The sequence below is a fragment of the Sulfitobacter sp. HI0129 genome (assembly GCF_001635395.1).
Lineage (GTDB): Bacteria > Pseudomonadota > Alphaproteobacteria > Rhodobacterales > Rhodobacteraceae > Sulfitobacter.
This window is the reverse complement of sequence record NZ_LWGH01000299.1, coordinates 1-13,649: the sequence shown is the minus strand read 5'-3', so window position 1 is coordinate 13,649 and position 13,649 is coordinate 1. Positions and strand designations below refer to the sequence as shown.

Below are 13,649 nucleotides of genomic sequence, written 5' to 3'. Positions count from 1 at the left end.
ATCATGTGGTTGTGAATAAGGTATTATTTTACCCCATCGCTCACGCGTCACCGATGCCCTTCATCCCCTCGGGCGGGATCGCATAGGTCAGACTCGCCCGGGCCACGGGTTTGTCCTGGCCCGCGGAAAACAGCAGCACGTCCGTCACCGAAAGCTGCCGCCCGAGCTTCAGAAGCCGTGCCTCCGCCACCAGATCGACCCCGGCTGCCGGTTTGCGCATGAAATCGATTGAGCAATTCGTCGTCACCGCCAGCGCCTTCGGTCCGATCATCGCCAAAGTTGCCAGATAGGCCGCCACATCCGCCAGCGCGAACATCGACGGGCCGCTGACCGTCCCGCCGGGGCGCAGGTGACGGTGCGCCACCAACAGCCGCATGGTCAGCCCGTCTTCGTCCACCCGGTCGATGGCGAAATCCTCGGCCACCTGCTCGAACACGTCGCGCAGGAATGCGGTCAACGCCTGTGCGTCCATCACCAATGGCATCTGCTCTCTTCCTCCTGAATTTGCGCCGGAAAATGGCTAGAAAGAGGCGCAGGCACAAGGCTTGGGGCCGCAAAAAACGAGACTCGCGCGGAAGGGCCGCCGAAATATTCCATCGTTTCCAAAACTTATCCCTATTGTTTGTAATTTTTTACTGGCGAATTTGTCCGAAACGGGGCAATAACGGGTCGCGGACCACGGGTTCGCACGCTTTGGATCGCCGCCGGCGGAAGGTCCCTCCAGATCAGCCTCTCACTGATCGGCCATTCCCGCAGCGGCGATCCCAAAAGCCAACCCTCCCCCGCCGATGCCACTGCGGCCCGCCTCGGGCGTATTGCGCCCGCGCGCGCCCTGCCCTACATCGACCCCATGACAGAACCCCTTCATATCATCGGCGGCGGCATGGCCGGTTGCGAAGCCGCATGGCAGGCCGCCCACGCGGGTGTGCCCGTCATCCTGCACGAAATGCGCCCCAAGGTGGAAACCTTCGCCCATCAGACCGGGCTCCTGGGGGAAATGGTCTGTTCCAATTCCTTCCGCTCGGACGACAGCGAACAGAACGCCGTGGGTCTGCTGCATTGGGAAATGCGGCAGGCGAACGGGCTGATCATGCAGATGGCCGACCGGCATCGCCTGCCGGCGGGCGGCGCATTGGCCGTGGACCGGGACGCCTTTGCCGCATCGGTCACCCAGGCCGTGCGCGCGCATCCCGACATCACGGTGGAGGAAGGCGAGATCACGGAGCTGCCGCAGACGGGCCGCTGGATCGTTGCGACCGGGCCGCTCACCTCCGGCGCGCTGGCCGAAGCCATCGCCCGCGAAACCGGCGCTGACGCATTGGCGTTCTTCGACGCCATCGCGCCCATCGTCTATCACGACAGCATCGACATGACCCGCGCATGGATGCAATCGCGCTACGACAAGGGCGAGACGGAGGAGGAGCGCACCGCCTACCTCAACTGTCCGATGGACCGCGACCAGTACGAGGCATTCATCGACGCGCTGCTCGCCGCCGACAAGACCGAATTCCGCGAAGGCGAAACGGCAGGTTACTTCGACGGCTGCCTGCCCATCGAGGTGATGGCCGAACGCGGGCGCGAAACCCTGCGCTTCGGACCGATGAAACCCGTGGGCCTGACCAACGCCCATCAGCCGGACATCAAACCCTATGCCGTGGTCCAGCTGCGCCGGGATAACAAGCTGGGCACGCTCTACAATATCGTGGGCTTCCAGACGAAGATGAAATACGGTGCCCAAACTGATGTATTCCGGATGATCCCGGGGCTGGAAAATGCGAGCTTTGCCCGGCTGGGCGGCATCCACCGCAACAGCTTCATCAATTCGCCCACGCTGCTGGATGACCGGATGCGCCTGCGCAGCCGCCCCAACATCCGCTTTGCCGGACAGATCACCGGGGTGGAGGGATACGTGGAATCCGCCGCCATGGGCTTGCTCGCCGGGCGCATGGCCGCGGCCGAAGCGACGGGGGGAGAGACACCGCCGCCTCCGGCCACCACGGCCATGGGTGCGCTGATGACGCATATCACCGGCGGCGCGGATGCAAAGACCTTCCAGCCGATGAACGTCAACTTCGGGCTCTTTCCGCCCGTCGAGGGGCTCAAATCGGGCCGTCGCGGACGCAAGGACCGGTACAAGGCCTATACCGACCGCGCCAAGGCCGATTGGCAGGATTGGCTTGCTCCGCAACCTGCGGTGTAATTTCAGGCAGTTGGTACTGGACGCGCGGCGAAGCGCTTCGTAACATCCCTGCATGGGTAAATCGTTTCTCGACAAGGCCTATGCCGCCCGTGATGCGGCATCGACCCGTCGGCTGTATGATGACTGGGCGGAAAGCTACGATTCCGAAGTGACGGGACAGGGCTATGCCACGCCCGCGCGCTGCGCCGAGGCTCTTGCCAGGTTTTCCACCGACAGGACGCGCCCCATCCTCGATTTCGGATGCGGCACCGGGCTTTCCGGCAAGGCGCTGGCGGAGGCCGGTTTCACCACGATCGACGGCTGCGACCCTTCGCCCGACATGCTGAAGGAGGCGGAGGCCAAGGGCGTCTACCGCACCCTCACGCCGATCGACGCCGACGGCGCCCTGCCCCATGACCTGTCCAGCTATGCCGCCATCGCCGCCATTGGCGTCATCGGGGCCGGGGCCGCGCCGATCTCGGTCTTCGACACGCTGATGCGGGGGCTAGCGCGGGATGCGCTGCTGGTCTTTTCCTTCAACGATCACGCATTGGCCGAAAAGCAGAACGAGGGCCGCGTGAGCGAATGGCTCGACTGCGGGGCGGGCCAATTGCTGTTCCGTGAACACGGGCCACATCTGCCCGGCCTCGATCTTGGCTCGAACGTCTACGTCATTCGCAAATCGTGAGCTTCCGAACCCGTTTCGCGCCCTCTCCCACAGGGCCGCTTCACCTGGGCCATGCCTATTCGGCGATCCTTGCCCATGACATGGCGCGCGCGGCGGGCGGGCGCTTTCTTTTGCGCATCGAGGATACTGATACCACACGCGCCCGCCCGGAATGGGAGGCGCAGATAAAGGATGATCTGCACTGGCTCGGCCTGACGTGGCAAGGACCGGTGCTGCGCCAATCCGACCGGCTGGATCACTATGCTCAGATCATCGACAGCCTCGCCCAGCGGGGGCTGGTCTTTCCCTGTTCCTGCCGCCGGGCGGATATTCGCGCCGCACTTTCGGCCCCGCAGGAAGGTGTTGTGGCCCCGCCTGTCTATCCCGGCATCTGCCGCGGCCGGGACATGGCAAGCCGCCAGCCCGGCGACGCGCTGCGCCTGAACATGACAGCCGCGCTTGAAACGCTGAACGGCCCCCTCACCTTCACCGATACCGGCCCGAACTACGAAGGCACCCATGAGGTGCGGCCCGAAACGCTGCTGGAGACGCAAGGCGATACGGTCCTGGGCCGCAAGGAGATCGAGGCCGCATCCTACGTGCTGGCGGCGGTGGTGGATGACGCCGAACAGGGGATCACCCATGTCATCCGCGGCGCGGACCTCTTCGACACCACGGGTGTGCAGGTTCTGCTACAGCATCTGCTGGGGTTGCCCACGCCTATCTATCATCACCACCGTCTCATCCGGAACGAGGCCGGCAAGCGGCTGGCCAAGCGCGACGATGCGCGCAGCCTGTCGCTCTTTCGGGAAGCGGGCAAAACGCCCGATGATATCCGGCGCATGGTCGGCCTGATCGACTGAGCGGGGCTTCCCCGGTCAGTCCATGGGCGCCATCAACTCATGTTCCTTGCCCGCGCGGATCGCCGTGTAGAAACAACTGCGCCGCCCGGTGTGGCAGGCCGGGCCGGTCTGTTCCACCAGCGCCAGCAGGCAGTCGCGGTCGCAATCATAGCGCAGCTCGACCAGCTTCTGGCGATTGCCGCTGGTGGCGCCCTTTTCCCAGAATTCCTGCCGCGAGCGGCTCCAATAGGTCACCAGCCCGCTTTCCAGCGTCCGCTGCACGCTCTGCGCGTTCATCCATGCCATCATCAGCACCTCATGCGATGTGGCATCCTGCGCGATACAGGGGATCAGCCCTGCGGCGTCGTAGCGTAGCGACTGTGGATCAAAGTCCATCTATTTTCTCCCGGCAGGGTTTGGCATCACGGTGTGTGCGGCTTATGTAGTCACAAGGCCCGCGGCGAACCACCCCAAAGGAGCGAGCATGTCCGGCGAAACCGACCTCATTAAACTGTACTCGGCGCGGATTCTGGCGCTTGCCGCGGATATTCCCTGCCTCGGGCGACTCGACGATGCGGATGCCAGCGTGACGCGCCGCTCCCCCCTCTGCGGTTCGACCGTCACGGTGGACGTGCGCACAGGGGGCGACCGGCTGGAGGCGTTCGGCCAAGACGTGAAGGCCTGCGCGCTGGGGCAGGCCGCCGCCGCCGTCGTGGGTGCAGCCGCCCCCGGTGCGACCCGCGCGCAGGTGGAAACCGCCCGCGATCAGCTGCGCGCCATGCTCAAGAGCGGCGGGCCGGTGCCCGATGCGCCCTTCGAAGGGTTCGAGGTCCTGACCCCGGCGGTGGAATACAAGAATCGCCACGCGTCGATCCTGCTGTCGATCGAGGCGCTGGCCGACGCCATGGCAGAGGCCGCCGAAGTGGAAAGCGCCGGGGCGAACGGCTGAACCGACCTCGCCGCGTGTTTTTGAGGTCCGCGCAAAAGCGTTCCGCGACCTTTTCAATCCCTGTCTCACAATCCCCCTATAAAAAAACGCCGCCGTTCAAACAGAACGGCGGCGCAGGCAATGCGTTTTCCATGTGGGACCCGGCCCCTCAGGGGGATGAACCCGCCACCGCAAGACAGGCACAGGGCGGTGGCAGCGTCGAGGGCGGACGCACCCGAAGAACCGGCATGAAAGCGCAGGCAGACCTAGACGATGGCAGGAAGATGCAAGCCGATGAACAGCATCACGACGAGCGCCGCACCACCAAGCGCATCCTGCAACAGCGTTGTATCGGCCTGCCGCAATATCCTGCGAAATGTATGTAGCGTCGTCATGTCACTTCCTCCCATTCGTTTCTGTTTTGTTCTCACATCCCCCGCGCCAAGTAAAGAACTTTATAGGAACATTAGTGAACAAAACGAACAGAACGCGGTGCGGGAGGGTCTAACCCACTGATATCAGGCGAATCGCCTCATCCTGCCGCATGAGCCAGAGCAGCAGTCGCGCCGCCCTGCCCCGGGCGCTTTCCAACCCCGGATCGGAATTCAGCAACGCCCGCGCATCCGACAAGGCAATCTGCATCAGGTCCGCCTGCCGTTCGAGATCGGCCACCCGGAATCGCGGCATGCCCGATTGCGCCGTCCCGATCAGATCCCCCGTGCCCCGCATGGCCAGATCGGTTTCCGCGATGACAAAGCCGTCTTCCGTGCCGCGCAGCACCTCCAACCGCTTGCGACCCGCCTCCCCCAACGGGGGACGGTAGAGTAGCAGGCAGGTCGACGCGCCGGTTCCGCGCCCGACCCGCCCCCGCAACTGATGCAGTTGCGCCAGCCCAAAGGTCTCCGCCTGTTCGATCACCATGATTGTCGCATTGGGCACATCGACGCCAACCTCGATCACTGTGGTGGCGACCAGCACCTGCGTCTCACCCTTCTGAAAGGCGCGCATGGCGGCGTCCTTCTCTGCCGGGGGCATCTGCCCGTGCACGAGACCCACGACCCCTTCCCCCAATGCAGCGCGCAGTCGGCGGAAGCGGTCTTCGGCGGCGGTAAGATCGCTTGTCTCGCGCTCCTCCACCAACGGGCAGACCCAATAGCATTGCTTCCCCTCGGCGATGGCCGCGCGCAGCCGGTTCAGCACTTCGTCCATCCGCTCGCTGCTGACCATGGCGGTGCGGATCGGCTGGCGACCGGGCGGCTTTTCGTCCAGCACGGAGACATCCATGTCACCGTATTGCGCCAATGCCAGCGAACGGGGAATCGGGGTTGCCGTCATCACCAGCACGTCCGCCTGCTGACCCTTGCGCCCCAGTTCCAGCCGCTGACGCACGCCGAAACGATGCTGCTCATCCACCACCGCAAGGCGCAGATCGTGAAAGGCGACATCGGCCTGAAACACCGCATGGGTGCCGCAAAGCACATGGATATCGCCGCGCGCCAGTGCCGCCAGCTTGCCCGTGCGTTCGGCCCCCTTGTCCCGGCCCGTGAGTAATTCCAGCACGACGCCCGCCTTTTCCGCAAGGGGCCGCAGCCCCTGCAGGTGCTGCCGGGCGAGTATCTCTGTCGGGGCCATGAGCACGCCCTGCCCGCCCGATTCGACCGCCGCGAGCAGCGCCATCAGCGCCACGAGGGTCTTGCCCGCGCCCACGTCACCCTGCAACAGCCGGTTCATGCGCTGGGGGCTGGCCATGTCGGCGGTGATCTCCGCGATCGCCCGTTCCTGCGCCCCGGTCAACGCATAGGGCAGCGCCGCGCGCACCTTGCCCTGCAAGCTGCCGGTGCCCGCGCTCACCCGGCCCTTCTTGCGGCGGCGGTGCTGCCGGGCGAGCGCCAGTGTCAACTGATGCGCCAGCAGCTCGTCATAGGCCAGCCTTTCCCGGGCGGGGTGTCGCGGGGAAATGTCCGACAGCTCACGCGGGTCATGCGCCTGTTCGAGCGCCGTGGCAAAATCGGGCCATCCGGCGCGGCTACGCTGCTGTTCGTCGATCCATTCAGGCAAGAGAGGTGCACGTTTCAGCGCGGCCCGCGTGGCCTTGTAAAGGACCTTCTGCGTCAGCCCCGCGGTGAGCGGATAGACAGGTTCGAAATCCGGGATATCGCCCGCTTCGTTTTCCGGCAGCGCGAAATCGGGATGCACCATCTGCGCCATGCCGTCGAAAAGCTCCACCCGCCCCGAAACGATCCGCCGCGCGCCTTCGGGCAACTGCCGGGACAGATAATCGCCCCGCACATGAAAATAGACCAGTTGAAAGCTGGTGCGCGCATCTGTCACCTGTATGCGGTAGGCCCCGCCCCGGCTGCGGGCGGGCTGATGGGCGCCGATTGTGACGGCCACGGTCAGCGTCGCGGGCAGCGTCGCATCCTGCACGGTGTCGTGCCTGCGCCGGTCGATCCCGCTGTGCGGCAAGGTGAAAAGCAGATCGCGCGGCGCCTCGATATGCAGGGTCTGCATCAGCTTCGCGGTCTTGGGGCCGACCCCTTCAAGTGTTTCGAGACCGGCAAAAAGCGGAAAGAGCTGCTCGGGCCGGCCTGTCATGCGTCGCCGATAAGCGCGAGCCAGCCGTCTTCGTCCAGCGTCTCGACGCCCAGTTCGGCGGCCTTCGCCGCCTTGGACCCGGCCCCCGGCCCGGCCACCAGCAGATCGGTCCGTGCGCTGACGGAGCCCGAGACCTTGGCGCCCAGCCGTTCGGCGCGGGCCTTGGCCTCTGCCCGGGTCATCTTTTCGAGCGTGCCCGTAAAGACGACCGTCTTGCCAGCCACCGGGCTGTCCTGCGTTTCAGGCCGTTTGGCGGGCTGAACCTCCAGCTGCGCCAGAAGCCGGTCGATAGAAGCGCGCTCCGCCTCCTGCGCGAAAGTGGCCACGAGCGATCCGGCCATGACAGCGCCCACGCCGTCGATCCCGATCAGGTCTTCCCACGCGGGGCCGGAAAGATCCTGTGCCGCCACCAGCGCCTTTTCCAGCGCCTCGAAGGTGCCGTAATGCAGGGCCAGAAGATTTGATGCCACTTCGCCCACATGCCGGATCCCCAGCGCAAAGATCAGCCGGGCCAGCGGCACCTTGCGCGCGTCTTCGATGGCGGCAAAGAGATTATCCGCCGACTTGGCGCCCCAGCCGTCGCGGTTTTGCAGACTCTCCGCCCCCGCGCCATACCGCTCCTTCAGCGTGAAGATATCCGCCGGTTCGGCGATCCAGCCGTCGAGGTAGAATTGCTCCACCTGCTTTGCGCCCAGGCCGTCGATGTCGAAGGCCGCGCGGGACACGAGGTGTTTGAGCTTTTCCACCGCCTGCGCGGGGCAGATCAGCCCCCCGGTGCAGCGGCGCACCGCATCCCCGGGTTCGCGCACGGCATCGCTGCCGCATTCGGGGCAGACCGTCGGAAAGACGTAAGGCTGCGCATCGGCAGGACGGCGGGCAAGGTCCACATCGGCGATCTTGGGGATCACGTCGCCCGCGCGGTAGACCTGCACCCAATCCCCGATGCGGATATCGCGACCATCCCGGATGGGTTCGCCGCGGCTGTCCAGCCCGGCGATATAGTCCTCGTTGTGCAAGGTCGCGTTGGAGACAACCACCCCGCCCACCGTCACCGGCGCCAACCGCGCCACCGGTGAAAGCGCGCCCGTCCGCCCCACCTGGATGTCGATGGCTTCGAGCCGCGTCCAGGCGAGTTCGGCGGGGAATTTGTGCGCCGTGGCCCAACGCGGGGTGGTGGACCGGAAGCCCAGCCTTTCCTGCAGGGCGAGGTCGTTGACCTTGTAGACCACGCCGTCGATGTCATAGCCGAGCGTTGCCCGCTGGGCTTCGATCTTTTCGTAATGCGCGATCAGCTCCGAAGGCCCGGTGCAGAGCGCGGTAAGCGGGTTGGTGGAAAAGCCGAGCTCTTCCATCCGGTCGAGGGCCCCTTTCTGGGTATCGGCGAGCGGTTCGGAAAGGGCGCCCCAGGTATAGGCGAAAAATTTCAGCGGGCGTGACCGGGTGATCCGGGAATCGAGCTGGCGCAGCGATCCCGCGGCGGCGTTGCGCGGATTGGCGAAGGTCTTTGCCCCGGCTTCTTCCTGCCGTTTGTTGAGCGCGGCGAAATCGTCGTGGCTCATGTAGACTTCGCCGCGGATTTCCAGCACCTCGGGTGCGCCTTTGAGCGTTGTCGGCACATCATCGATGGTACGGGCATTCGCCGTCACGTCTTCGCCGGTGCGGCCATCCCCGCGGGTGGCGGCGCGGACAAGCTTGCCCGCCTCATAGCGCAGGGAAAGCGACAGCCCGTCGATCTTCGGTTCCGCCGTGTAGGAAAGCTTGTCGCCATCGCCGAGGCCGAGGTACTTGCGAATGCGGCGATCGAACTCTTCCACATCCTCGTTCGAAAAGGTATTGCCGAGCGACAGCATGGGCACCGAATGCTGCACCTTGCCAAAGCCTTCCGCCGGGGTTGCGCCCACCTGTTCGGTGGGGCTGTCGGCGCGTTTGAGCTTTGGAAACCGCTCTTCTATGGCGTGATTGCGCTGCCTGAGCCTGTCGTACTCCGCATCCGAAATCTCGGGGGCATCGGCACCGTGATAGGCTTGGTTCGCCGCGGCCAGCGCATCGGCAAGCCGCGCCAGTTCCTGTTCCGCTTGGGCCGCGTTCAGATCCTCTACCGCAATTTCCGCTGTCAACGGGACCGCCCTCCGCCTTGTGGAACAGGCTTCTAGATAGGCGGCGCCCGCAAGCAGGTCCAGTCGTTTCGCCCGGGGTCAGGCCCCCACGGCGAGCGAACGTTGCGCCGGCAGTACTTCGGGCTGGGGATCGCGCAGCACATAACCCCGCCCCCAGACCGTCTCGATATAATTGAGACCGCCCGTCGCCGTGCTGAGCTTCTTGCGCAGCTTGCAGATGAAGACGTCGATGATCTTGAGTTCCGGCTCGTCCATGCCGCCGTAAAGGTGGTTGAGGAACATTTCCTTCGTCAGCGTGGTTCCCTTTCGCAGCGAGAGAAGCTCCAGCATCTGGTATTCCTTGCCGGTCAGGTGAACCGGCTTGTCCTCGACGCTCACGGTTTTGGCGTCCAGGTTCACCGTCACGAGGCCGGTCTGGATCAGGGCCTGCGCATGGCCTTTCGACCGGCGAATGATGGCGTGGATCCGCGCGACCAGTTCTTCGCGGTGGAAAGGTTTGGTCAGGTAATCATCCGCCCCGAAGCCAAAGCCCTTGATCTTGTTTTCGGTATCGTCCGCGCCAGAGAGGATCAGGATGGGCGTTTCGATGCGGGAAAGCCGAAGCTGACGCAGCACTTCGTGCCCGTGCATGTCCGGCAGGTTCAGGTCCAGCAGGATCAGGTCGTAATCGTAGAGCTTGGCAAGATCGATCCCCTCCTCCCCGAGGTCGGTCGCATAGACGTTGAGGTTCGCATGGCTGAGCATCAGCTCAATGCTTTTGGACGTCGTGGGGTCGTCTTCGACAAGCAAAACTCTCATTTTCGAAAAATCTCCGCTGCACAAATATGGGCTCGAAACCAAGGGTGATCAAAATAGGTTAATCACACGTAAACAATGAACCCCAATATATATAGCAACTTAAAGTTGTCTATATTTTTGTACCGCGGTTGCCTTTAGGGCATCCACTCCGTGATCGGAAACCGCGCGCACCCATTCGAGGAATTCCTCCTCGCTCAGCCCATAGCGTTCCAGCGCTTCTTGCCGGGTGATGAGCCCGTAGATCACGCCCCGCACCACGGCGGCCTTGCGCGATGCGACCCATCGGCGGGTTTCCGCGGGGGGCAGATCCGCGCGGGTCATCCGGCGCCCGCAGGCCAGTGTCACAGTGCGCAAACCATCGACTTTCTTGAGGTACATGGGCGGCTCCCAGCGTTACAGGAGTGTTCGGAATGGGGGGTGCGCCCTTAACGCCCGGTGAAACCACGCCTTGCGAGTATGGCGCATTTTCCTATATTGCGCGCGGACATCGCCCGGAGCCCGTTATGCCTCTCGACACGCCCCATCCGATCAATTCGCTCGGTTTCGCCAAACCACCGGCTGAAACCCGTGTCGTTGTGGCCATGTCCGGCGGGGTGGATTCGTCTGTCGTGGCCGCCATGCTGGCCGACGAAGGCTATGACGTGGTGGGCGTGACGCTGCAGCTTTACGATCACGGGGCGGCGCTGGCCAAGAAGGGCGCCTGCTGCGCCGGGCTGGACATTCACGATGCGCGCCGCGTGGCCGAGGAAATGGGTTTTCCCCATTACGTGCTGGATTACGAAAATGTCTTCAAGGACGCCGTGATCGACGAATTCGCCGACAGCTATCTGGGCGGCGCGACCCCTGTCCCCTGTATCCGCTGCAACGAGAGGGTGAAATTCAAGGACCTGCTGGAAACGGCGCGCGACCTCGAAGCCGACTGCATGGCGACGGGCCATTACATCCAGCGCAAGGACGGGCCCGCCGGGGCCGAACTGCATTGCGCCACCGATGCCAATCGCGATCAGAGCTATTTCCTCTTTTCGACCACGCCCGAACAGCTGGATTACCTGCGCTTTCCGCTGGGCCACCTGCCGTCGAAGGATGAAACCCGTGCCCTCGCCGCGAAATATGGGCTTTCCATCGCGGACAAGCCCGACAGTCAGGACATCTGCTTCGTGCCGAACGGCGACTATGCCGCCGTCATCCGCAAACTGCGCCCCGAAGCGGCGGACCCCGGCAATATCGTGGACCCCGAGGGCAACGTCTTGGGCCAGCACGAAGGCGTCATACACTACACGATCGGTCAGCGCCGGGGGCTGGGCATCGGCGGGCTTGCAGATCCGCTCTACGTCGTGCGGTTGGATGCGGAGCGCAAGGAAGTCGTCGTGGGGCCGAAGAAGATGCTCGCCACGCGCACGATCCCGGTGAAGGAGATCAACTGGCTCGGCGATGCGCCGCTCGCCTCGCGCGCTGAATGGCACGTGGCGGTCAAGGTCCGCTCCACCCGCCCGCCGCGTGACGCGATCCTGCGCCCGCTGCCCGACGGCACGGCAGAGGTCGAACTGCTGACGCCGGAGGAAGGTGTTTCGCCGGGGCAGGCCTGTGTCTTCTACGATCCCGAAAGCACCCGTATCTTCGGCGGCGGCTGGATCCACCGCGGCTGAGGCGAGGCATCGGCACTGGCACGGTGGCAGCCGGGTGTCAGCCGGCCTGCCCGTCCGCTTCCGCCCGGCCCATCCCGCGCAGCACGGCGCGTGCCGCGCGCAGACCGGGCGCCTCGCCCCCCTGCCCGAGTCGCTGCATCGTACTTTCCATCGCGGCCAACTGGGTGGAACGCTCGTCAAACAGGTCTAGTGTCGCGCGTGCGATCGGGCCGGGGCGGCAGTTGGCGCCGATGAATTCCGGCACCGCGCGGGTTTCGGAAACGAGGTTCACCAGTGTGACCGTGTCCACCTTCAGCATCAGCCCGATGATCTGCCGACTGAGCCAGCTCATGTCATAGGCGATCACCATCGGCGTGCGCGCCGCCGCCAGTTCGAGCGATACCGTCCCCGAGGCCGCCAGCGCCACATCCGCCGCACGAAACGCCGCGCGTTTCATCGCAGCGCCTGTCGCGGCATCCGGCATGGTCGGGTCGAGCACAACGGGCGCGCCCTCCCATGTGCGGGTCATGCGCCGCACTTCGGCCAGAACGGAAGCTGCCGCGGGGATCACGATACGGGTATCCGGCGCCTCCGCCATGATCCGGGCGACCGCCTGCTGCAACACCGGCCCGAGCCGCGCGACCTCTCCGCTGCGGGAGCCGGGCAAGACCAGTAACAGCGGCGCATCGCCGATGCCGGCCTCCGCACGGAAGGCCGCGGCCTCCTCCGCGCTGGCCACGGGTTCGGCCACGACCGGATGGCCCACGAAGTCGCATTCCATGCCCGCGGCCTGCATGAAGGGCGGCTCGAAAGGAAAGAGCGCCAGCACATGATCCACCCACCGGGCCATCTTGCGCGCGCGCCCCGGTCGCCACGCCCAGACCGTGGGCGCCACGTAATGTACGATGCGCAACTCGCTGCGCGCACGCACCCGGCGCGCCACCCGCAGGGAAAAGTCCGGGCTGTCGATGGTGATCAGTACATCCGGTGCGGCCTCGATCACCGCCTCTGCGGTCTGATCGATACGCGCCATCAGCGAGCGGTAGCGCGGCAGGATCTCGGCCAGGCCCATGACGCTCAATTCGCTCATATCGAAAAGGCTTTCAAGACCTTCCGCCTGCATCTGGGTACCGCCGACGCCCACGAAGGAGATATCCCGCACCAGTGATTTCAGCCCCGCCATGAGCGCGCCGCCCAGGTTGTCTCCCGATGGTTCACCGGCGAGGATGAAGACTTTCACGGCGCAGGTTCCTCCCTTACCCAAAGCACCAGCCCGTGACGGTTGGCCAGTGCCACGCAGGTGTCACGTTCCAGCAGCAGAACGCCCGCCGCGTCGAGCACGATCCCGGCAAGACCGGCATCGCAGGCATTCTGCACGGTGCGCGGCCCGATGGTAGGCAGATCGATCTCCCGTATCTGGCCGCGCTTGGGCCCCTTGCACAGGATCGCCTGCGCGCTGCGGGCAACGTCGGGCAAGGTGGCGAGCATGTGGTCCGTACCGCCGATGGCTTCGACGCCCACCACCTGCGCCCGGCCCACGACGCAGGCCTGCCCGATGTCCAGCGCCGACAGGGCCGCCAGCACCTGCGCCCCGCGGGCGGCGTCGCGACGCATTTGCTCATCCGGCGCCGCCCGGCTCAGCACGCCGGGGCCGGCCAGAAGATCAGGCAGTAATTCGTGAACGCCGATGACGGCAAACCCCGCCTCGCGAAAAATGTCCCGCACAACTTCGAGCGCGCCGTTGTCGCCCTGCGCCAGCGCGGCCTGAAAACGCGGCACCAGTGGCATCGTCGCGGCATCGAGTGCCGAGGGATCGAACCGGGGCCGCGCCACGTCGCCGACAAAGCAGACCCTGTCGACCCCCGCATCCTGCAATTCAGCCAGAAGAGAACCCAGCG

General features: G+C 65.0%; 14 protein-coding genes. 5 read left to right on the top strand and 9 right to left on the bottom strand.

What is annotated here, in order from left to right:
• Nucleotides 1–40: 40 nt before the first annotated feature.
• On the bottom strand, nt 41–484 hold the full coding sequence (locus A3764_RS06785) for a PaaI family thioesterase (protein ID WP_067927810.1): 444 nt from the start codon (nt 482–484) through the stop codon (nt 41–43).
• A gap of 366 nt (nt 485–850) precedes the next feature.
• Between A3764_RS06785 and trmFO the strand changes: the two genes are divergently transcribed.
• The 3 genes from trmFO to gluQRS are packed head-to-tail and all read left to right on the top strand — an operon-like array spanning nt 851 to nt 3,709.
• Nucleotides 851–2,200, top strand: a complete 1,350-nt coding sequence (gene trmFO / locus A3764_RS06780) for a methylenetetrahydrofolate--tRNA-(uracil(54)-C(5))-methyltransferase (FADH(2)-oxidizing) TrmFO (RefSeq protein ID WP_067927814.1) — start codon at nt 851–853, stop codon at nt 2,198–2,200.
• 52 nt (nt 2,201–2,252) lie between these two features.
• A complete protein-coding gene (locus tag A3764_RS06775; protein ID WP_067927816.1) occupies nt 2,253–2,867 on the top strand; it encodes a class I SAM-dependent DNA methyltransferase in 615 nt (204 codons plus the stop codon).
• Nucleotides 2,864–3,709: a tRNA glutamyl-Q(34) synthetase GluQRS gene (gene gluQRS, locus A3764_RS06770; RefSeq protein WP_067927819.1), complete on the top strand. Its 846-nt coding sequence runs from the start codon at nt 2,864–2,866 to the stop codon at nt 3,707–3,709. The genes A3764_RS06775 and gluQRS overlap by 4 nt, the downstream gene beginning before the upstream one ends.
• A gap of 15 nt (nt 3,710–3,724) precedes the next feature.
• Here gluQRS and hisI read toward each other — a convergent pair whose 3' ends face one another.
• Nucleotides 3,725–4,084, bottom strand: coding sequence for a phosphoribosyl-AMP cyclohydrolase (gene hisI / locus A3764_RS06765; protein WP_067927822.1), 360 nt, complete (start codon nt 4,082–4,084; stop codon nt 3,725–3,727).
• Between the two features lie 88 nt (nt 4,085–4,172).
• Here hisI and A3764_RS06760 point away from each other — a divergent pair, with 88 nt between their 5' ends.
• The gene (locus A3764_RS06760; RefSeq protein ID WP_067927825.1) at nt 4,173–4,637 is read left to right on the top strand and encodes an iron-sulfur cluster assembly scaffold protein; all 465 of its coding nucleotides are present in this window, start codon (nt 4,173–4,175) and stop codon (nt 4,635–4,637) included.
• Nucleotides 4,638–4,882: 245 nt separating this feature from the next.
• On the opposite strand, the gene A3764_RS26235 is transcribed toward A3764_RS06760, so the two are convergent.
• From A3764_RS26235 to sciP, 5 genes are all read right to left on the bottom strand, one after another.
• A complete protein-coding gene (locus A3764_RS26235; protein WP_269084752.1) occupies nt 4,883–5,011 on the bottom strand; it encodes a hypothetical protein in 129 nt (42 codons plus the stop codon).
• A 109-nt stretch (nt 5,012–5,120) separates the two neighbouring features.
• Nucleotides 5,121–7,211: an ATP-dependent DNA helicase RecG gene (gene recG, locus A3764_RS06755; RefSeq protein ID WP_067927830.1), complete on the bottom strand. Its 2,091-nt coding sequence runs from the start codon at nt 7,209–7,211 to the stop codon at nt 5,121–5,123.
• A complete protein-coding gene (gene ligA / locus A3764_RS06750; RefSeq protein WP_067927833.1) occupies nt 7,208–9,328 on the bottom strand; it encodes an NAD-dependent DNA ligase LigA in 2,121 nt (706 codons plus the stop codon). Before ligA ends, recG begins: the two co-directional genes overlap by 4 nt.
• A gap of 78 nt (nt 9,329–9,406) precedes the next feature.
• Nucleotides 9,407–10,126, bottom strand: a complete 720-nt coding sequence (gene ctrA / locus A3764_RS06745) for a response regulator transcription factor CtrA (RefSeq protein ID WP_067927836.1) — start codon at nt 10,124–10,126, stop codon at nt 9,407–9,409.
• Between the two features lie 99 nt (nt 10,127–10,225).
• Nucleotides 10,226–10,504 (bottom strand): CtrA inhibitor SciP, encoded by a 279-nt coding sequence (gene sciP, locus A3764_RS06740; protein ID WP_067927838.1) that lies wholly within the window; start codon nt 10,502–10,504, stop codon nt 10,226–10,228.
• A gap of 125 nt (nt 10,505–10,629) precedes the next feature.
• On the opposite strand from sciP, the gene mnmA reads away from it, so the two are divergent.
• Nucleotides 10,630–11,772, top strand: a complete 1,143-nt coding sequence (mnmA, locus tag A3764_RS06735; protein ID WP_067927841.1) for a tRNA 2-thiouridine(34) synthase MnmA — start codon at nt 10,630–10,632, stop codon at nt 11,770–11,772.
• Between the two features lie 37 nt (nt 11,773–11,809).
• Here mnmA and lpxB read toward each other — a convergent pair whose 3' ends face one another.
• Nucleotides 11,810–12,991, bottom strand: coding sequence for a lipid-A-disaccharide synthase (lpxB, locus tag A3764_RS06730; RefSeq protein WP_067927844.1), 1,182 nt, complete (start codon nt 12,989–12,991; stop codon nt 11,810–11,812).
• A partial coding sequence (locus A3764_RS06725) for an LpxI family protein (protein ID WP_067951360.1) occupies nt 12,988–13,649 on the bottom strand: 662 nt, incomplete at its 5' end. The genes lpxB and A3764_RS06725, both read right to left, overlap by 4 nt.

Bases quoted from the DNA above. Each gene is read 5' to 3' on its own strand.
- sciP (WP_067927838.1), bottom strand. From the start codon at position 10,504: ATGTACCTCAAGAAAGTCGATGGTTTGCGCACTGTGACACTGGCCTGC.
- hisI (WP_067927822.1), bottom strand. From the start codon at position 4,084: ATGGACTTTGATCCACAGTCGCTACGCTACGACGCCGCAGGGCTGATC.
- A3764_RS26235 (WP_269084752.1), bottom strand. From the start codon at position 5,011: ATGACGACGCTACATACATTTCGCAGGATATTGCGGCAGGCCGATACA.
- trmFO (WP_067927814.1), top strand. From the start codon at position 851: ATGACAGAACCCCTTCATATCATCGGCGGCGGCATGGCCGGTTGCGAA.
- ctrA (WP_067927836.1), bottom strand. From the start codon at position 10,126: ATGAGAGTTTTGCTTGTCGAAGACGACCCCACGACGTCCAAAAGCATT.
- recG (WP_067927830.1), bottom strand. From the start codon at position 7,211: ATGACAGGCCGGCCCGAGCAGCTCTTTCCGCTTTTTGCCGGTCTCGAA.
- mnmA (WP_067927841.1), top strand. From the start codon at position 10,630: ATGCCTCTCGACACGCCCCATCCGATCAATTCGCTCGGTTTCGCCAAA.
- A3764_RS06775 (WP_067927816.1), top strand. From the start codon at position 2,253: ATGGGTAAATCGTTTCTCGACAAGGCCTATGCCGCCCGTGATGCGGCA.
- A3764_RS06760 (WP_067927825.1), top strand. From the start codon at position 4,173: ATGTCCGGCGAAACCGACCTCATTAAACTGTACTCGGCGCGGATTCTG.
- A3764_RS06785 (WP_067927810.1), bottom strand. From the start codon at position 484: ATGCCATTGGTGATGGACGCACAGGCGTTGACCGCATTCCTGCGCGAC.